This window comes from Sphingobium sp. RS1 (assembly GCF_056156825.1).
In genome coordinates this window covers 2,268,623-2,288,070 of record NZ_JBLZXE010000002.1, presented here as the reverse complement: position 1 = coordinate 2,288,070, position 19,448 = coordinate 2,268,623, and the positions used below count along the sequence as shown (strand labels likewise).

Annotated in this window: 19 protein-coding genes; 13 read left to right on the top strand and 6 right to left on the bottom strand. The window is 64.4% G+C overall.

What is annotated here, in order from left to right:
• Positions 1–164: 164 nt before the first annotated feature.
• From ACNHGR_RS12835 to rnd, 3 genes are all read right to left on the bottom strand, one after another.
• Positions 165–548 (bottom strand): nuclear transport factor 2 family protein, encoded by a 384-nt coding sequence (locus ACNHGR_RS12835; RefSeq protein WP_475286564.1) that lies wholly within the window; start codon positions 546–548, stop codon positions 165–167.
• 133 nt (positions 549–681) lie between these two features.
• On the bottom strand, positions 682–981 hold the full coding sequence (locus ACNHGR_RS12830; RefSeq protein WP_184267827.1) for an I78 family peptidase inhibitor: 300 nt from the start codon (positions 979–981) through the stop codon (positions 682–684).
• Positions 982–992: 11 nt separating this feature from the next.
• Positions 993–2,159, bottom strand: a complete 1,167-nt coding sequence (rnd, locus tag ACNHGR_RS12825; protein ID WP_475286562.1) for a ribonuclease D — start codon at positions 2,157–2,159, stop codon at positions 993–995.
• A 124-nt stretch (positions 2,160–2,283) separates the two neighbouring features.
• On the opposite strand from rnd, the gene aspS reads away from it, so the two are divergent.
• From aspS to ACNHGR_RS12805, 4 genes are all read left to right on the top strand, one after another.
• On the top strand, positions 2,284–4,068 hold the full coding sequence (gene aspS / locus ACNHGR_RS12820; RefSeq protein WP_475286560.1) for an aspartate--tRNA ligase: 1,785 nt from the start codon (positions 2,284–2,286) through the stop codon (positions 4,066–4,068).
• Between the two features lie 96 nt (positions 4,069–4,164).
• Complete coding sequence (locus ACNHGR_RS12815) at positions 4,165–4,950, top strand: polyphosphate kinase 2 family protein (protein ID WP_475286558.1); 786 nt, start codon at positions 4,165–4,167, stop codon at positions 4,948–4,950.
• Positions 4,951–5,026: 76 nt separating this feature from the next.
• Entirely contained in the window at positions 5,027–6,340 is a 1,314-nt protein-coding gene (locus tag ACNHGR_RS12810) for a methyl-accepting chemotaxis protein (RefSeq protein WP_475286556.1), read from the top strand.
• 72 nt (positions 6,341–6,412) lie between these two features.
• A complete protein-coding gene (locus tag ACNHGR_RS12805) occupies positions 6,413–6,598 on the top strand; it encodes a hypothetical protein (RefSeq protein ID WP_184267817.1) in 186 nt (61 codons plus the stop codon).
• A gap of 157 nt (positions 6,599–6,755) precedes the next feature.
• On the opposite strand, the gene bla is transcribed toward ACNHGR_RS12805, so the two are convergent.
• Entirely contained in the window at positions 6,756–7,598 is an 843-nt protein-coding gene (gene bla / locus ACNHGR_RS12800) for a subclass B3 metallo-beta-lactamase (RefSeq protein ID WP_475286554.1), read from the bottom strand.
• A 149-nt stretch (positions 7,599–7,747) separates the two neighbouring features.
• On the opposite strand from bla, the gene ACNHGR_RS12795 reads away from it, so the two are divergent.
• Positions 7,748–8,620, top strand: coding sequence for a LysR family transcriptional regulator (locus tag ACNHGR_RS12795; protein WP_475286552.1), 873 nt, complete (start codon positions 7,748–7,750; stop codon positions 8,618–8,620).
• Between the two features lie 74 nt (positions 8,621–8,694).
• Here ACNHGR_RS12795 and greB read toward each other — a convergent pair whose 3' ends face one another.
• Together greB and ACNHGR_RS12785 are read right to left on the bottom strand one after the other, a co-directional pair.
• Positions 8,695–9,180 (bottom strand): transcription elongation factor GreB, encoded by a 486-nt coding sequence (greB, locus tag ACNHGR_RS12790; protein WP_475286550.1) that lies wholly within the window; start codon positions 9,178–9,180, stop codon positions 8,695–8,697.
• A gap of 248 nt (positions 9,181–9,428) precedes the next feature.
• A complete protein-coding gene (locus ACNHGR_RS12785) occupies positions 9,429–11,519 on the bottom strand; it encodes a lytic transglycosylase domain-containing protein (RefSeq protein ID WP_475286548.1) in 2,091 nt (696 codons plus the stop codon).
• Positions 11,520–11,618: 99 nt separating this feature from the next.
• Between ACNHGR_RS12785 and dapA the strand changes: the two genes are divergently transcribed.
• From dapA to ACNHGR_RS12745, 8 genes are all read left to right on the top strand, one after another.
• Positions 11,619–12,497 carry a 4-hydroxy-tetrahydrodipicolinate synthase gene (dapA, locus tag ACNHGR_RS12780; protein ID WP_475286546.1) on the top strand — a complete coding sequence of 293 codons (879 nt, stop codon included), beginning with the start codon at positions 11,619–11,621 and terminating at the stop codon, positions 12,495–12,497.
• Positions 12,498–12,525: 28 nt separating this feature from the next.
• Positions 12,526–13,008 carry an SsrA-binding protein SmpB gene (smpB, locus tag ACNHGR_RS12775; protein WP_475286544.1) on the top strand — a complete coding sequence of 161 codons (483 nt, stop codon included), beginning with the start codon at positions 12,526–12,528 and terminating at the stop codon, positions 13,006–13,008.
• Positions 13,009–13,011: 3 nt separating this feature from the next.
• On the top strand, positions 13,012–13,605 hold the full coding sequence (locus ACNHGR_RS12770) for a DUF2062 domain-containing protein (RefSeq protein ID WP_475286542.1): 594 nt from the start codon (positions 13,012–13,014) through the stop codon (positions 13,603–13,605).
• A gap of 38 nt (positions 13,606–13,643) precedes the next feature.
• Positions 13,644–16,055 carry a hybrid sensor histidine kinase/response regulator gene (locus ACNHGR_RS12765; protein ID WP_475286540.1) on the top strand — a complete coding sequence of 804 codons (2,412 nt, stop codon included), beginning with the start codon at positions 13,644–13,646 and terminating at the stop codon, positions 16,053–16,055.
• A 198-nt stretch (positions 16,056–16,253) separates the two neighbouring features.
• A complete protein-coding gene (locus ACNHGR_RS12760) occupies positions 16,254–16,610 on the top strand; it encodes a response regulator (protein WP_475286538.1) in 357 nt (118 codons plus the stop codon).
• Positions 16,611–16,733: 123 nt separating this feature from the next.
• Complete coding sequence (gene recA, locus ACNHGR_RS12755; protein WP_184267799.1) at positions 16,734–17,807, top strand: recombinase RecA; 1,074 nt, start codon at positions 16,734–16,736, stop codon at positions 17,805–17,807.
• A gap of 357 nt (positions 17,808–18,164) precedes the next feature.
• Entirely contained in the window at positions 18,165–18,959 is a 795-nt protein-coding gene (locus ACNHGR_RS12750; protein WP_184267796.1) for a transglutaminase-like domain-containing protein, read from the top strand.
• A 39-nt stretch (positions 18,960–18,998) separates the two neighbouring features.
• On the top strand, positions 18,999–19,445 hold the full coding sequence (locus tag ACNHGR_RS12745) for a hypothetical protein (RefSeq protein WP_475286536.1): 447 nt from the start codon (positions 18,999–19,001) through the stop codon (positions 19,443–19,445).
• The last annotated feature ends 3 nt before the right edge of the window (positions 19,446–19,448 follow it).

Below are 19,448 nucleotides of genomic sequence, written 5' to 3'. Positions count from 1 at the left end.
CACCCAATTTCCGTTCGTCCGGAGCCTGTCGAAGGACGTAGCGCGCATCGTTGGCCTCCGCTCGCCTGCGGCTCGACCGGCTCAGGACGAACGGATCACGCGCTGCTCCAGCTTCCGGCATTGCTTCGCTACGCTCGTAATGACGATATGAAGATGATGATCGCTCAGGCCATCGTCAGATAGATTTCCGCCTCGATCAGCCAGTCGCCGCCAACCGCTCGCCATTTGGCGCTATATTGGCCCGACGCGACTGTCGTGCCGCCAACCATGCCGGTCCAGTGGCCATGTTCCATCGCGATCGGCTCCACCGACGAAACGACGATGCGGTCGGGCGTCCGTGTGTAGATCATCCGCTCCTTCGCCGCGAACTCGCGTTTCCACGCCAGCAACTGCGCCTTGCGCCCGGCGATGATGGCGCTGTCCGTCCCGGTCATCATCACGACATTCATCGTCAGCAACGGCCCGATAGCGTTCAGGTCGCCATCCGCCAGCGCCCGGTTGAACGCGGCGCGCGCCATGCGAATGGCCAGATCGGCGGTGGGGGTCATTGCGATAAAAATCCAGACAGTCCGTTTGTTTCGAGCGAAGTCGAGAAACGGGGCAAAGCCAAGTTCAGCGAAGCTAAACGCTGACATAGCGCTATCGGCTTCTCGACAGGCTCGAAGCGAACGGAGGAGGGGGTCAGCCGCACCGCGCGGATATAATCACCATCGCCTCGTCATAGCTGACGGTCAGCCGGTCGGGCCGGAAATCCATCGTCATCGCCATGCCGGGCCCGCCCCAGCGCAGTGTCTTCGCGCCGGAAACCTTGAGCAGTTCCGCGCCCACCTCTGCGCTGGCCTTCTGCCCGGTGAAGCGGTCCAGCCCGTCATTCCGGCACGGCCCTTCGGCGGTGGCGGGCGGGGTAGCCGGCCCTTCGCCCCCCGCGCCGGCGCATGCGGACAGGCTCAACGCCATCAGGCCCAAAATCGCCATCCGCATCACAAATCTCCTTATTCCGTGCGCGTCATCTTCAGCCGGCCGTTGCGGACGGCAAAGGCCATGCGACCCTCGACCAGATCAACCGCGTCCCGGCCAAATTGTTCATAGCGCCAGCCCTCCAGGATGGAGAGGCCTTCGCGCACGCCCGCGGCCAGAGCGTCGATATCGTCGCTGCGCGCGATCAATCGCGCCGCGACATTGATGTCGCGCGACCGGATCTTGAGCAGCAGTTTCAAGAGGTCGGCGACCAGCGCGCCATCCTTGCCAAGGCCGGGCCGGCGCGGTTCGCGATCGGGCATCTCGTCGCGCGACAGCGGCTGGTGCTTGGCCAGCGCATTCATCAGCCGCGCGCCGATGTCATTGCTCTTCCATGTGGCGGACAGGCCCCGGACCTTGCCCAGATCCTCCTGATGGCGCGGCGGATGGCTGGCGATATCGGCCAGCGTCTCGTCCTTCACGATGCGGCCGCGCGGCAGATTCTTGTCCTGCGCTTCCATTTCACGCCATGCCGCCAGCGCCTTCAGCCGGCCCAACACGTCGGGCTTCTTGCTGGCGATGCGCACCCGCTGCCAGGCGTCCTGCGGGTTGTTCTCATAATTGGACGGATCGCTGATCCGCTCCATTTCCTGATCCAGCCAGTCGCCCCGCCCGGTCTTGCGCAATTCTTCCAGCATCTTGGGGAAAATCTGGATCAGGTAGGTGACGTCGCCGATCGCATAGTCGATCTGGCGCTTGTCCAGCGGCCGCCGCGCCCAGTCGGTAAAGCGCGCGCCCTTGTCCAGCTGCACACCCATCCAGGCATCGACCAGATTGCCGTAACCGATCTGCTCGCCCAGACCCAGCGCCATGGCGGCAATCTGCGTGTCGAACATCGGATGCGGCGTCTTGCCGGTCAGGTTGTGGACGATCTCGATATCCTGCCCGCCGGCATGGAAGACCTTGAGCACCTCCTCATTGTTCACGAGCAGGTCGAGCAGAGGCTTCATGTCGAGGCCGGGCGCCTTGGGATCGATCGCCGCGGCCTCATTCGGGTCGGCGACCTGCACCAGGCAGAGTTCGGGCCAGTAGCTGTTTTCCCGCATGAATTCCGTATCGACGGCGATGTACGGGGATTTTGCGATGCGGGCGCAGAAATCGGAAAGTTGCTTGCTGTCGGTAATCAGCGGATGAATTTGCATATGGTCTTCGATCTTATTATGGGCTGGCCCGCGTCCGCGGACTGGTCAATGTGACATTGCTGGCCATAGCGGGACTGCAACAGTTTGTCATTTCCGTAAAACGAAGCTGAAAGATCGAAACGCCATGCACGCCTATCGCACTCATACCTGCGGCGCCCTCACCACGGCAGAAGTCGGCAATGATGTGCGCGTGTCCGGCTGGGTCCATCGCAAGCGCGACCATGGCGGCGTCCTCTTCGTCGACCTGCGCGACCATTATGGCATCACCCAGATCGTCGCAAAGGCGGACAGCGATCCGCTGCGTACGCTGGAATCGCTCCGTCTCGAATCCGTCGTGACGATCGAGGGCAAGGTCGTCGCCCGCGCCGCCGAAGCCATCAACCCCAAGATGGCGACCGGTGAGATCGAGGTCGTGGCCGATGTCGTGACCGTCCTCTCCTCCGCCGCCGAACTGCCGCTGCCGGTCGCGGGCGAACAGGATTATCCCGAAGATATCCGCCTGCGCTACCGCTTCCTCGACCTGCGCCGCGAAACGCTGCACGCCAACATCGTGAAGCGCACCAAGGTCATCTCGGACATGCGCCGCCGCATGGAAGGCGCGGGCTTTACCGAATATTCGACCCCGATCCTGACGGCCAGCAGCCCGGAAGGCGCACGCGACTTCCTCGTGCCCTCGCGTATCCATCCTGGCAAATTCTACGCCCTGCCGCAGGCACCCCAGCAATATAAGCAGTTGCTGATGGTCGCGGGCTTCGACCGCTATTTCCAGATCGCCCCCTGCTTCCGCGACGAAGACCCGCGCGCCGATCGTCTGCCCGGCGAATTCTACCAGCTCGACCTCGAAATGAGCTTCGTCACGCAGGAAGACGTCTGGAACACGATGGAGCCGGTCATCGCTCAGGTGTTCGAGGAATTTGCCGAAGGCAAGCACGTCACCCCGGCCGGCAGCTTCCCGCGCATCCCCCATGCCGAAGCCATGCTGAAGTACGGCAGCGACAAGCCCGACCTGCGCAATCCCATCCTGATTCAGGACGTGACCGATCATTTCGTCGGTTCTGGCTTCGGCATCTTTGCCTCGCTGGTCGAAGGCGGCGCGCGCATCCGCGCGATTCCCGCACCGGGCGCAGGCGCTGGCAGCCGCAAATTCTTCGACGACATGAATGTCTGGGCGCGCGGCGAAGGCTATTCGGGTCTTGGCTATATCAACATCAAGGATGGCGTCCCCGGCGGCCCCATCGCCAAGAATCATGGCGAGGAAGCGACCGCCAGGCTGATCGAGGCGCTCGGCCTCGGCCCGAACGACGGCGTCTTCTTCGCCGCCGGCAAGGAATCGCAGGCCGCCAAGCTGGCCGGCCTCGCCCGCATCCGCGTCGGCGAACAGCTGGACCTGATCGACAAGGACCGGTTCGAACTCTGCTGGATCGTGGACTTCCCCTTCTACGAATATGATGAGGATTCGAAGTCGATCGACTTCGCCCACAATCCCTTCTCCATGCCGCAGGGTGGCCTCGACGCGCTGAACAATCAGGATCCCCTGACGATCAACGCCTATCAGTACGACATGGTCTGCAACGGCTATGAAATCGCGTCCGGCTCGATCCGCAATCAGTCGCCCGACCTGATGGTCAAGGCGTTCGAACTGGTCGGCCTGTCCCAGCAGGACGTCGAGGAACGTTTCGGCGGCCTCTACCGCGCCTTCCAGTATGGCGCCCCGCCGCATGGCGGCATGGCCGCTGGCGTCGACCGCATCGTGATGCTGCTGTGCGGCGCGCAGAACCTGCGCGAAATCACGCTGTTCCCGATGAACCAGCGCGCCGAAGACCTGCTGATGGGGGCGCCGAGCGCCGCCGAATTCAAGCAGCTGCGCGAACTCCATGTCCGCGTCGTGGAACCGCAGACGAAGGCTTAAAGTCACCCTCCGTTCGTCCTGAGCTTGTCGAAGGACCATCCTTGTTCTTAAAGAAGAACAGGGCTTCGACAGGCTCAGCGCGAACGGAGTTGAGTGATGACCATCGACCTTGCCGATTACGAACAGGGCGCGAAGTATAAGGGCGATTATGAGGCCGACCTCGTCGCCCTCCAGCATCGCCTGGCCAAGATTCAGGTCGCCCATATCCTGCACGGACGGCGCAGCGTCATCCTGCTGGAAGGCTGGGACGCGGCCGGCAAGGGCGGCATCATCAAGCGGATGAGCGCCGACTGGGATCCGCGCTATTATCAGGTCCATCCGATCGCCGCACCGACCCAGATCGAACAGGATCATCATTTCCTCTGGCGATTCTGGACCCGCCTGCCCGCCAGCCACAATATCGGCATCTTCGACCGCAGCTGGTACGGCCGCGTGCTGGTCGAGCGGGTGGAAGGCTATTGCAGCAAGGCCGACTGGAAACGCGGCTATGACGAGATCAACGCCTTCGAAAAGCAACTGGCGCAGGCCGGCACCAATTTCGTCAAACTGTTCGTCCACATCACCCAGAAGACACAGGATGAACAACTGGCCCAGCGGCTCGACACCCCATGGAAGCGGTGGAAGACCGGCGCCGACGATTACCGCAATCGGGGCAAACGCGCCGACTATCTCGACGCGATGCAGGCGATGTTCAGGAAGACTGACACCAAACACGCCCCCTGGCAGGTGATCGACAATAATAACCGCAAGGCGGGACGGATCGCCGCGCTGACCTATGTCGCTGACCGGCTGGAGAAACTGGTGCCGATGGACTTTCCGGACGCCGATCCGGCGATCGTCAAACTGGCGCGGGATGCCTTCGGGTATAAGGTAAAAACATAGGAAAAACAGTATCTTGTAACAAAACTGTCATCAAAATCTAACGCCGTCTTTACCATTAAGGGGCTAGGCCGGCGGCATGAACGCCGTCCCCCTCATTGTGTCCGACGCTTCCGCCGCGCTGGACTGCGCGCTGGCCGAGCGCAGCCCGATCATCCGGCTGGGCCGCCCGCTCAGCGAGGCGGTCGACTGGTTTCAGCGCGATTCGGGCCTGCGCCTGCTGCCGGTGCTGGATGGGACGGATCGGCCGGTCGGTGCCATCTATGAGCGCGACATGCGCCGCATCCTGTTCAATCCTTTCGGCCATGCGCTGCTGCGCAACCCCAGTTTCGGGGGGCGTCTCGACGATCATGTCCGCCCCTGCGCCACGGTCGATCGGACCGAGAGCGTCGAAGCGCTGGTCGACCTGTTCGCCGGGCAGGGCACCGGTTGCGAAGGGCTGATCGTCACCGATGGCGGCCGCTATGACGGCGTGCTGGGCGGGCCGCTGCTGCTGCGCCTCGCGGCCGAGCGCGATGCCCGCGTGGCGCTGGAACGGGCGGTGCGCGTCGAACAGATCACGCAGGAAAGCGCCGCCTTCCGCCATGATATCGCGACGATGATCGCCGACATGGCCGCCATGGCGGAACGACTGTCCGCACTGGCGGGGCAGGCGGCGGAACGCGCGGCTGGCGACGGCGCCGATTCGGCCGCCATGGCGGTTGCAGCGGCACAGACCGCCGAACGGCTGGGCCAGCTGGCCGCCGGCGGCACCGAACTTGGCCAGCTCTTCCGCGCGATGGAAGCCGAAGCGGAGGCCGCCGGGCAAGCCATTGCCGAAGCCGCCGCGCGCAGCCGATCCGGCATGGAGCGCAGCGCGGCGCTGCGGATCGAGGCCGACGGCATCGGCGAAGTGATTGCGCTGATCGACAGTATCGCGAAGGCCACCGCCATGCTCGCCCTCAATGCCGGGATAGAAGCGGCCCGCGCGGGGGAGGCAGGGCAGGGCTTTGCCGTGGTCGCGCGGGAAGTGAAGTCGCTTGCGCAGCAGACCCGCGAAGCGGCGGCGGGCATATCCGGGCGCATCGACCATATCCGCGCCACCATCGGCGAAGTCGCAGCTGGCCACGCCCATATGGACGCCACCATGACCCGCGCCGACCGGCTGTCGGCGGCGGTGTTCGAAGCGGTGGCGCGGCAAAGCGCCTTCAGCCGCACCATGGCCGACAGCGTGGCGGAAGCCGGCGCCTCCAGCGCCCATATCCGTACCGGCGCCCGCCAGATCAGCGACAACGCCCAGGCCACGGGACTGGCGGCGCGCGGCATGCGCGACGTTGCCGACAGGCTGGCAGGGGAGGCGTACCGGCTGGAACAGCGCGCCGGCGGCTTCATCGCGGCGATCCGCGCGGCCTGACCGCATAATCAGGGCTGGCGCGGCCGGCGAATCACGTTAGGCTGTTCATCCAAAGCATAAGGAGAGGACGCCATGCTCACGATGTTCGTCGGCACCGATCGCACCCAGACCGCGATCAACCCCGCGCAGGTCACCTTCGTCACCCAGGTCAGCGACGGCACCCGCATCCGCTTCGGCGAGGGGCGCAGCGTGACCGTCACCGAACCGATCGACGCCGTCATCGAAACCCTCAATCAGGCGCTCCGCCCGCACGATTAGGAAGAGCGGCCCTGCCGGCGGAGGCGGGGCATACTCTTTCCCCAGTCCGTTCGTTTCGAGCGTAGTTGAGAAACGAGGCAAGGCCGAGTTCAGCGAAGTTAAACACGGCCGCAGTGCTCGTAGACCCTCGATCTTGCTCGAAGCGACCGGCCTGGCCCTATTCCGCCAGCTTCTTCGCCAACGCTGCCTCCGCCCGCTCGGCATAGCGACGGCACACGCCCGGATCGATAAAGGGATTGGGCGTGCGTGCCCTGGCCAGTTGCGCCACCCGTTCCGCATCACCATCCTGCGGATGCGACGCGATCAGCATGTCGCACGGCATCGCCTTCATCGTCGCGATACTGCCGCGAAATGCCGCCACAAACTGTCGGTGCGCAGGATCGGCAAAGCGCCAGCCATCGGCCGCGATCGGATTGAGACTGGCGGCAAAGACGATCGTCCTGCAATCCTTCCCCTCGCAGCTTTTCCAGCGCCAGCTCATGCTGCCCAGCGTATGCCCCGGCGTCGCCTGCGCGGTGACGACCGTATCGCCCAGCCGGATCGCCTCGCCATCGCGCGCCACGCGCAATTTGGTGACGCCGGGGAAGCGCTCCAGCCAGGCCGCCTGCGGATCGTCGGAATCGCCGCCGCCCTGACGCAGCACAGCGGCCGCCGGGCCGCTCGCGATCACGGTCGCGCCGCTGTCCCGTGCCAGCGCGGCGATGCCCCCGGCATGGTCGAAATGCGGCTCCGTGCTCAGGATCAGCTTCACCTGCCTGATCGAAAAGCCGAGGTTGCCGATCTTCCGCTCGATATCCCCCACCGCCTGCGGCACCGCGCCGTCGATCAGGATCAGCCCCGCGCTGGTACGGATCAGCGCGACATTCAGCCCACCAAAGCCCACCAGATAGGTGTTGCCATGCAATCGCGTCGCCGGCTGCGGCGCCAGCCAGCGCTTCGCAGACTCCGGCGCGATCGGCCGCGTCAGCGGATCGTCCGGCTTACCGGCACTTACCTGCATTATGCCAGCCACACTAATGGCCAGACACGCCATTTTCCGCATCTTACACGCCTCCAGACCCTGAATATAGTCAGATTGCCGTGCGGTAACGCCCCGGACAAAGCATCATTTCTCGACAGAGGCATAAGGCCAGCTTATGTATCAGGTCCATGGACCGCGCCCAACTGCCGCTAAATGCCCTGCGCGCCTTCGAAGCGTCGGCGCGCCACCTGAACTTCACCAGGGCCGCGATCGAACTGTGCGTCAGCCAGGGTGCCGTCAGCCAGCAGGTCGCACAGCTGGAAGCGCGGCTCGGCGCCCCGTTGTTCCGCCGCCTGCCGCGCGGCCTGATGCTGACGGATGAGGGGCGGGCCCTGCTCCCGGTGATGGGCGATGCGCTTGACCGGATCGGCGCGACGCTGGACCGGATCGAGGGCGGCCGCCCGCGCGAAATCCTCAATCTTGGCGTGGTCGGCACCTTTGCGGCGGGCTGGCTGCTCGACCGGCTGGCCGATTTCGAACGCGCCTGCCCCCATATCGACCTGCGGATCATGACCAACAACAACCGGGTCGATCTGGCGGGGGAGGGGCTGGACCTCGCTATCCGCTTCGGCGACGGCGCCTGGCACGGCACCCATGCCGAACCCATCCTGCGCGCGCCGCTCGCCCCGCTCTGCACGCCGGATCTTGCCGCGCACCTGCCCGATCCTGCCGCACTTGCTCGCGAAACGCTGCTCCGTTCCTACCGCGCCGATGAATGGCCGCGCTGGTTCGCACTGGCGGGGCTTGTTTGCCCGCCTCTGCGCGGGCCGGTGTTCGACAGTTCGATTCTGATGATACAGGCGGCATTGCGCGGTCTTGGCGTCGCCCTCGCCCCGCCCTCGCTGTTCGAGGCCGACTTGCGCGCCAGCCGTCTGGTTCAGCCCTTCGCCGCCTCCGTCGATCTGGGCGGCTATTGGCTCACTCGCCTCATGTCGCGCCCCGACAGCCCCGCCATGGCCGATTTCCGCCGCTGGCTGATTACAGCGTCATCCGTGATTTAAAATCACGAATGAGCTGATTGCTTCCGGCCGCGCATAAAAAGCGCAAAGCCCGAACAACTGTCCAACTCGATGTCTCAAATCGGATAGGCGATCGCCATAACCTCATATTCCTTCTCGCCCGCCGGCAGCCTGACCCGGCGCAGATCGCCTACCGCTGCGCCGCGCAAAGCCCGTGCGATTGGCGATCCCCAGCCGATCCGGCCCGCGTCCACATCCGTCTCGTCATTGCCTACGATCGTCACGGTGCGATGATTGTCATCCTCGTCGGCGATGGTAACAGTCGCGCCGAAATAGACCCGGCCCTTGTCCGGCTGCTGGCGCGGATCGACGACCTTGGCGTCCTTCATCTTCTTCGACAGGCGCTTCAACTGCCCGTCAATCTCCCGCATCCGCTTGCGACCATAAAGATAGTCGCCATTCTCGCTGCGATCGCCATTGCTCGCGGCCCAGCTTACCACCTCGACGATTGCCGGCCGCTCGACGCCGAGCAGATGGTCGTATTCGGCCCGCAGCTTCGCGAACCCTTCGGGCGAGATGTAATTGGGATAGGGGGTGGTCATGCCGCTGCCTTATCCTCTGTCGGGCATGTTGCGCAATTTGGTTCGCGCAAAGGCGCAGAGGGCGCCGAGCTCTAAATATCTCACGCGGAGGCGCGGAGACGCAGAGCTTTTCTAAAGCGGCCTGCGGCCGAAAGCCCGCCGCGCAGCGGCCCTCGAATCTCTCTGCGCCCTCTGCGTCTCTGCGCGAACATAATCTTGGAAAAGCCGGCCCACCGACGACTCCCCTCCGCGTCTCCGCGTGAACTCAATCAACCCGGCGTCTGCTTCCCCAGATAGCGGCTCAGCACGGCGTTCGTCCCCCGGAACTTGGCCCGCTCAGGGTTCATTGCTTCATAGACCACGGCATTTTCCAGCACGCGCTGCACATAGTTGCGCGTCTCGAAGATCGGGATCTGCTCGATCCAGCGCAGCATGTCGGCGCCGGGCATGCGCGGGTCGCCATTGGCGCGGACCCATTTGTTCACATTGCCGGGGCCGGCATTATAGGCCGCCACGGCCAAGGGGTAACTGCCGCCATAATAATCCAGCATCCGCTGGAAATAGCCCGACCCCAGCATGATATTGTAGCTGGGTTCGTTGAGCGATCCGGGATTATAGTTCATGCCCAGCTTCCCCGCCTGCTCGCGGGCAGTGCCGGGCATCAGCTGCATCAGGCCGCGGGCACCGGCATGGGATACAATCTGCTTGTCGAACTGGCTTTCCTGCCGGGCGATGGCATGGACCATGGTCCAGTTATATTGCGCTTCCGACGGCACCGGCACGCGCGGGAAAGCGGCCTCGCCATAGCCGGTCAGGCCGCTCGACACGGCGCGGCGGCCCACCATCACGCCCATGTCCGGGCGGCCGATCTTCTGCGCCAGCTCGGCCGCCAGATAATGATCGACGTCGCTGTCGGCATTGTTGGCGATGGCGCGGGCGAATTTGCTCTGGTCTTCCCAATAGCCCATCTGGCCCAGCGCCTTGACCGCGCGCACCACTGTTCGATTGTCGAAGGCGGTGCGTTCGGCCGCCGAAATCGGCACCGGCCGCTCGACCGTGGCGGGGGCCGGGATCGGCCGGCCCAGCCGCTCCAGCGCCAACTGGCCGTAAAACTGGTCGGGATAGACGCCGGCCTGGCTGAAATAGCTGTTCGCGCTCGCCTGATCGCCGGCCTGCAACGCGGCGCGGCCGGCCCAATAATAGCCCTTCGACTTGGTCTGGGGCGATTTGGCCGCGTCGGCATAGCGGCGGAACATCGTCACCGCATCGGTCGGCCGGTTGAGATTATAGAAGGCGGTGCTGCCCGCCAGCCAGGCGAGGCTGGTATAATCGTCGCGCACACCGATCGGCTGGACGCTGACATCGGTGCCCGGCGCAATTGCATCGTCGATCTTGCTGGCGATGCCATAAGCGAAGCTCCACTGGCTGTCATTGGCGGCGGCCCGCGCCTGCCCCAGCAGAACCTCATAGAATTTCTCGGCATTGGACGGGCGGTAGGTCACGCTGCCCCGGTTCGCCAGATATTGCCGCGCCGCGACCCAGTTGCCGCTATCGCGCAACCACACCGCCTTGTCGGCGACATAGCCCGCATCGCTTGCGCCAATCCCCTCGGCCGCCTGCATCAGGCTGGCGGCATCGGGCGACTGGCGGCGGAAGGCGATCCGCGCCTGAAAGGCCGCTCGCCGCGCCGGGCTGACATAGGCGATCATCCGCGCCGCGCCATTGCTGTCATTGGCCCACAGCAGGGCGTCGGCGCGCTGGTCATGGTCGGCCGGCGTCAGGCTCGACCCGAACAGCGACAAGAGCCGCGCCTCGTCCGTCACGCTCAGCGATCCGCCGATCCAGGCATTGCGCGCGGCGACCCGCGCTTCGTCCATCCGACCGAGTTGCATCAGCGCCAGCGCGTTGCGGGCATGGCCGGTCGCGGTGCGCGCCGGGAATTGGGCGAAGAAGCCCGCGACCTGATTGGGATCGAAGCTGTCGGGGTTGATGCCCGTTTCGGCCAGCCGCCGCATGCGGTCTTCGCCCGGCCAGCCGGGATTGGCGACGATGAAGCTGGCATAGGTGGAAAAGCCCAGCCCATCGCTTTGCTGCAACGCGCGCCATGTACTGATCGTACCGGTGATGCTCCCATCCTGCGCTACGCCGATTCGGCTCTGCGCCTGCTGCCAGGGGCTCGGGCGGCTGTCCTGCGCGGGCAGCGGTTGCACCATCGGCCCGCTTGTTGCGGGATATTCCGGCGGAACGCGCTGAACCGTCTCGGTCTGCGCGCCGGCACCGGCGGTCATCAGCAATAAGGCAATAATAGGCATGCGGATCAGGTAACTTTCGACAATCGGGGGCGTGCGCATGCTGGACATAATCGCAATTGCATCCTTATCAGGCCCTGAATGACGCGCTATAGCGCGCGGCTCGACGGATCATGCCTTGGCTGCCCGGAGATTTGAAGGAGTTTAATCATGTTTTCGGGCTCGATTCCGGCTCTGGTGACCCCGTTTCGCGACGGGTTGGTCGATGAAGCGGCCTTTCGCGCGCTGGTCGACTGGCAGATAGAGGAAGGATCGAGTGCGCTCGTCCCCTGCGGCACCACCGGCGAAAGCGCCACCATGACGGTGGAGGAGCATAACCGGGTCATCGCCATCTGCGTCGATCAGGCGGCCGGTCGCGTCCCCGTCATCGCTGGCTGCGGGTCGAACGACACGCGAATCGCGCTCGAACATATGTATGCGGCGCAGGCCGCCGGCGCGAACGCCGCGCTGGTCGTCGCGCCTTATTATAACAAGCCCAATCAGGACGGCGTGTATCAGCATTTCGCCTATCTCGCCGAACGCTGCGACCTGCCCATCGTCCTCTACAATGTCCCCGGCCGCACCATCACCGATATCGGCGTGCCGGTGATGTACCGTCTGGCCGAAGAATATCAGTCGATCGTCGGCATCAAGGACGCGACCGGCAATCTCGGCCGCGTCACTGCCCAGCGTCTCGCCTGCGGCCCCGATTTCTGCCAGCTGTCGGGCAATGACGAAACCGCGCTCGGCTTCAACGCGATGGGCGGCCGCGGCTGCATCAGCGTCACCGCCAATGTCGCGCCGCGCCTGTGCGCCGATTTCCAGGCCGCCTGCGCCGCGCATGACTGGGATGGTGCTTTGGCGTTGCAGGATCGTCTCTATCCCCTGCACGACGCCCTGTTCAGCGATTCTTCACCCGGCCCGGTTAAGTACGCTTTGACCCGCGTGCGCGCCGACATGCCCGGCGACGTCCGCCTGCCGATCACCTGGCCGTCGGAATCGAGCCGTTCGGCGGTCGATCGCGCGCTGGAGATTGCAGGGCTGGTCTGAGCCCCTACATAAGAATTGAAATTAGATTATGGCCCGTCCCCGCCCCGCAACCTTCGACAAGAAGAAGATCGTCGCCGAAAACCGGCGCGCCCGTTTCGATTATTTCATCGAGGAGGTGTTCGAGGCCGGCCTTGCCCTGCAAGGCACGGAAGTGAAGGCGCTGCGTGGCGGTGAAGGCAATATCGCCGAAAGCTATGCCGAGGTGAAGGGGAATCAGGTGTTTCTGGTGAACAGCAACATCCCCGAATATAGCCATGGCAATCGCGAAAATCACGAACCGCGCCGTCCCCGCAAGCTGCTGCTGCACGAACGCGAGATCGAAAAGATGCACAGCGCCGTGTCGCGAAAGGGCATGACGCTGGTGCCGCTGATGATCTATTTCAACAGCACCGGCCGCGCCAAGATCGAACTGGCGCTGGCCAAGGGCAAGCAGAATCACGACAAGCGCGAGGCGATCAAGGATCGCGACTGGAAGCGGGATCAGCAGCGCATCATGCGGGACAAGGGCTGATCCATGGACAATCGGCTCACTCGCTGGTGGCATGCCAATGCCCCGACCCGCGAATCGCTGGAACAGAGCCGAGTCCTTGCCCCCGTCGCCCATCGTGTGCTGGAACCCTCGCTCTGGCGTTTCACTCGCCGCTCGGTCCCCCGTGGCGTGGCGCTGGGCCTGTTCGTCGGCATCTTCCTGCTGATCCCCGGCGTCCAGATCGCCGGCGCGGCGCTCCTCGCCCTGCCGTTCCGCGCCAATATCCCGGTCGCGGCGGCCATGACCTTTCTCTCCAACCCCGCGACCACCCCGCTCATCCTGATGGCGTCGGTGTGGCTGGGCAACTGGATGCTCGGCCGCAGCGCCGATGCGACCGGCTTCATGGCGCTGGTCGATGGCCATGCCTCGGTCCGCGAATGGACCACATGGCTGCTCTCCGAAGCCGCGCCGGCCATGCTGCTCGGTCTGTTCCTCATTTCGCTCGCCAGCGCCGCGATCGGCTATGTCATCGCCGACTGGTTCTGGCGCCGCCGCATGGGCCGGAAATGGCAGGCGCGCAAATTGAGGATTGGCAAGGTCCATAAAAGCGGCGCATTGGAGAAAGCGACGGGCGCCTGACGCCTGCGCGTTTCGATACCAAAAGCAGGACATCGGGTTTGAAAAGAGGTGAAGAGGCCTGGCTGATCCAGCCGCGCTCGCGACTGGCGTTGCCGCTGCTGATCCTGGCCGCGCTGGCGTCAGCCGCGCTGGTTCTCTACGCCGCGGGCAGCTGGCCGCTGGCCGCCGGGTTCGGCGCCACCATCCTCACCGCCGCCGCCTTGCTGACCTGGTACCAGCATCTCTATCCGCCCCAGATATCGGATCGCGAAGCCACGCCCGACTGGACCGTCGCGCGCGCCGCCGCCGATGCCTCCAGCATGGCGATCGCCGTCACCGACCGGGCCGGTCGCCTCGTCTGCGCCAGCGACCTGTTCGGCGAATGGTTCCCCGGCTATCCGACCCCGCCCGCCGTCACCGCCGACGAAGCGCTGGCCGACACGCTGGCCAAAGCCGCCCGCGCCGCCTGGCGCGATGGCGAGGCAAAGGTGGAGGGCTTCACCCAGGGCGCCCTGCGCCTCGATATCGACATCGCCCGCACCGGCCGGTCGGAAGATTATCTGCTCTGGCGCTTCACCCCGGTGCGGCAGCCGAGCGCGCTGGACGACGTCAACCGCTTCCTGACCGGGGAAGCAGGACGGCAATTGGGCGAAGCGGGCATCATGGCGGTGATGATCGGCGGCGAAGGCCGCATCCGCGCCGCCAATGGCGCCTTCCTGCTGCGCGCCGCCGGGCGCATCGACGCCAATATCAGCGGCCGCGATTTCGCCGCCCATATGCGGGTGGATGACAAGGGCCGGCTGTTCCTGGCGCGCGAGGAGCAGGGCGGCCTGCCGCTGCGCCTGCTCCAGGTGCCCTTGAAGCGCGCCGCCCAGCCCAACGGAGCGCAGGCATCGATGCAGGACGGGCCGATGCTGCTCCTGCTGATCGACGAGCCTTCGGGCGGCGGCGGCACCTCGGCGCTCTCCTATATCGAAACCCTTCTGTCGCTGCTGCCCTTCGGCCTTGCCATGGCGGACCGGGACGGCCGCGTCCTCTTCCTCAACCACGCCTTTGCGCGAGTTGCGGGTCTGCGTGATGGCGAAAAGCCCAGCTATCCCGGCGACCTTGTCGTGCGGGAGGATCAGGCGGCCGTTGCCGACGCGGTGCGGCGCTTCGCCGTCGGCCCGCAAATGTCGGGCGACATCGCCGTGCGCATGCGCGACAATCCCGATGATCCGATCGCGCTGTCGCTGGCCGGTGTGCGCGGCCTTGGCGAGGCGGCGGTGCTGCTCAGCCTCAAGGACAATAGCGAGGAATCCAACCTCAAGCGGCAGGTGGCGCAGGCGACCAAGATGCAGGCGATCGGCCAGCTCGCCGGTGGCGTCGCGCATGACTTCAACAATATCCTGACCGCGATCATCGGCCATTGCGACCTGATGCTGATGCGCCATACGCCCGGCGACAGCGACTATGACGATATCCAGCAGGTGAAGTCGAACAGCAATCGCGCTGCGGGCCTCACCCGCCAGCTGCTCGCCTTCTCCCGCCAGCAGACCTTGCGCCCGCAAATCCTGCAACTGCCCGATATCGTGGCGGACGTCTCCACGCTGCTCAAACGCCTGCTCGGCGAAAATGTGAAACTGGACGTCACCCATGGCCGTAATCTGGGCGCGATCCGGGCCGATCCGGGCCAGCTGGAACAGGTGATCGTCAACCTCGCGGTCAATGCTCGCGACGCCATGCCCGAAGGCGGCACCGTCAATATCCAGACCTATGCCGTTCCCGCCATCAAGGTGCGGGAAATGCGCCAGCAGATATTGCCTGCCGGCGATTATACCGCGCTGCGCGTGTCCGACACGGGCCTTGGCATCCCGCCGGACATCCTTGCGAAGATATTCGAACCTTTCTTCACTACCAAGGAACTGGGCAAGGGCACCGGCCTTGGCCTCTCCACCGTCTATGGCATCGTGAAGCAGTCGGGCGGCTATATCTTCGCCGAATCCGAACTGGGCCGGGGTGCCAGCTTCGTCATCTACCTGCCGGTCCATAGCGGCGCCGATATCGAACAGCCCGCCGCGCCCAAGGCATCGGCTCCGCGCGCCGAAACCTGGGGCACCGGCACGGTGCTGCTGGTGGAGGATGAGGATATGGTCCGCGCCGTCGCCGAACGGGCGCTGACCCGGCAAGGCTATAAGGTGCTGACCGCCAATGACGGCGAACAGGGGCTGGAAGTGCTGGGTGGCGCGGAAAAGATCGACCTGCTGATTTCCGACGTGGTCATGCCCAATATGGATGGCCCGGCCATGGTGGCGCAGGCCCGTCGCACCCATCCTGACCTGCCGGTCCTGTTCATGTCGGGTTATGCGGAGGAGCAACTGCGCAAGTCGATCGACATCGCCAATGTCGCCTTCCTGCCCAAGCCCTTCTCCGTCAACCAGTTGGCCGAAGCTGCCCGCGACGCGCTGGCCAGCGCGTCGGCGGCGGAATAGCCCTGCGCTGGATCAAGGTGAATATGCTGGGCAATGCCCCCGCGATGCGGTAGCGAATCGGCTGCATAAGAGCGTTTTCTAAGCAGATGGAATCATCGGCTGACTCGAGAAAACGCGGTAAACAAGAATCTGGAGCATCCGCGCCCATGTAATCGAGGCGGATGCTCTAACGGGCCAGAAGAACAGGGGCACAGCAGCATGTCGGACGCCAAGAGCATATTGATCGTCGAGGATGAGGCGATGATCGGCATGATGCTGGAGGATTATCTCGACGCGCTGGGCTATCGGCTGCATGGGCTGGCGGCATCGGTCGATGAAGCCTGTGCCATGGCCAGCAAAGGCGGCTTCGACGCGGCGCTGGTCGACTGCAACTTGCAGGGTGAAAAAAGCTGGCCCGTCGCCGATATCCTCGCCCAGCAGGACATTCCCTTCATTTTCGCGACCGGTGGCATGGCTGACGATCTCCCCTCCACGCATGCCGACCGGCCGACGCTCGCCAAGCCCTTCACCATCGGGGCCGTCGAACGCGCTCTGGGCAAGGTTCTGGGCAGTTAAGAACGGCGCAGCGGGAACCGGATAGGAAATTTCCGTTCCCCTCTTGTTCTTGTGGAACAAACAGGATACATCATCGGTCAGACGCACGGAGCCCATGCGTTCCGCTTGACAGAGGACTGGCCGATGACTGCACTGCTCTCACTCATCGATTCCAAGAAGACGGGAAACATGGACAGACAGAAAGCATTGGACGCGGCGCTCGCACAGATCGACCGCGCCTTCGGCAAGGGCAGCGCGATGAAGCTCGGCAGCCGGGAAAAGATCGAGATTGAAGCGATCTCGACCGGCTCCATCGGCCTCGACATCGCGCTCGGCATCGGTGGCCTGCCCAAGGGGCGGATCATCGAAATCTATGGTCCCGAAAGCTCGGGCAAGACCACGCTGACGCTGCACGCCATTGCCGAAGCGCAGAAGGCCGGCGGCACCGCTGCCTTCGTGGATGCCGAACATGCGCTCGACCCGGCCTATGCCAAGAAGCTGGGCGTCGACATTGACGAACTGATCGTGTCGCAGCCGGACACCGGCGAGCAGGCGCTGGAAATCGTCGATACGCTGGTCCGCTCCAACGCCATCGATATTCTTGTGATCGACTCGGTCGCCGCGCTGGTGCCGCGTGCCGAAATCGAAGGCGAGATGGGCGACAGCCATGTCGGCCTCCAGGCTCGCCTCATGTCGCAGGCGCTGCGCAAGCTGACTGGTTCGATCGCGCGCTCCAAATGCATGGTAATCTTCATCAACCAGGTGCGCATGAAGATCGGCGTGATGTACGGTAACCCCGAAACCACGACCGGCGGCAACGCCCTCAAATTCTACGCCTCGGTTCGTCTCGACATTCGTCGTACCGGCCAGATCAAGGATCGCGACGATATCGTCGGCAACGCGACCCGCGTGAAGGTGGTGAAAAACAAGGTTGCCCCGCCGTTCAAGCAGGTGGAATTCGACATCATGTATGGCGAAGGCATCTCCAAGATCGGTGAAATGCTCGACATCGGCGTGAAGGCCGGCCTCGTTGAAAAATCGGGCGCCTGGTTCTCCTACGACTCGATCCGCATCGGGCAGGGGCGGGAAAACGCGAAGACCTATCTGCGCGAACATCCCGAACTGGCGGACAAGCTGGAACAGGCGATCCGCGGCAAGACCGACGAAGTCGCCGAAGGGATGATGACCGGACCCGATGCGGAGGATGATGGCGAATAAGCCCTGACGGTGCGCCCGGCCGGATCAGCCGGATCGTACCCCATGGCCTCCGCCCGCCTTGCGCATCACGCACTGAAAAGGCCCGCCGCGTCTCCCACGCAGCGGGCCTTTTACCGTCGATGGTGGGGAGGGGGGGACTTTTCGATAGGATCGTCGCTGCGTAACGAAATGTCGGAATCCACGGGAAATGTGCGAAGTTAAGCGCGTCCGTTCCTGTTGTTGATGTCTCTCCGGCCTCATCGGGCGCCCTGCTTTCTCCCTCATGCCAAATCTGTTCTGGCAATCCCCTTGCAGGCCTTCGATGCTGCCTTGGGCGCGCCGATTCGACCCGCCCTCCTCTTGTACCGGACCCATGTCATGCGCGTCGCGATCGAAGCGATACTCGACTATCAATTTGCCGAACCCACCGACGTCCTCCTTGCGGTCGAGGCGGCGGCGCTCCCCGATCAGCGGGTGGTGGAACAGTCGCACATCATCGACAATGCCGGGCCGCTCACCAACAAGGTCGGCGGTAGCGGCATCGGACGCCGCACCTGGACCCGCAGCGGTACCGGCCGGATGGTCAGCAGCTATCGGGCAACGGTCGATGTGGAACGGGCCCCGGTCGATATCGCCAGCCTCGCCCGCAGCCCGCTGCCCAGCCTGCCGGAGGATGTCCTCCCCTTCATCTGGCCCAGCCGCTATTGCGAGGCGGATCGCTTCGTCAGCTTCGTCTGCGGCCATTTCCCCGATCTGGATGGCGGCGCGCTGGTACAGGCGCTGGTCGACTGGGTGCATGCCAATCTCGTCTATGTGCCCGGCAGCTCCAACATCACCACCACCGCGGCCGACACCTTCGTCGCCCAGCAGGGCGTTTGCCGCGACTATGCCCATCTGACCGCCGCCCTCATCCGCTCGCGCGACATTCCTGCCCGACTGGTATCGGTCTATGCCCTCGATCTCGATCCGCCAGACTTCCACGCAGTCGTCGAGGTCTGGCTCGACGGTGCCTGGCATCTGGTTGATGCGACCGGCCTCGCGCCGGTGGAAACCATGGTCCGCATCGCCGTCGGCCGCGACGCCACCGATATCGCCTTCATGACCATCTTCGGCGGCGCGACCATGAACGCCCAGTCGATCAGCGTCACGCGCGTCGCCGACGACCTGGCATAACGGCTGGTTGCCGATGCGCGACTATGCTTGGTTGGCATCATGGAAATGCTCGAAAACCTGTTCCGCCACTATGCCGCACAATGCGATGCGCGCTGGTGGATCGGTCCTCGGCCGGGCGGCCCGGTACATGACATCCCCCGCGCTATCGCCGCCCATATCGGCTATCCCACCGCCCGCCGCGACCCCTTCGTACCGCCCGCTTTGCTGACACTGGATTTTCAGCAGGCCGCACATATACTTGCGGTCGCAGGAACGGTCGGTCTGGCTTACGGCTTTCGTGCGCCCCGCTTAGATGACGTCAAGAGCGCGGCCCTTGCCCTCAACACACTTGGATCGAACCGCCAATTCGTCGCCAACGGCCTGTGGTCGGCTGACGCCGATGGCAGCATGGAATGGATGCCCCTTACCTCGGCGACCTTCGACTGCGGCCTGATGGGTTTCGACCGCGACCACGCCTTCATCTTTTGGGTGGAGGAAGAGGACTGATCC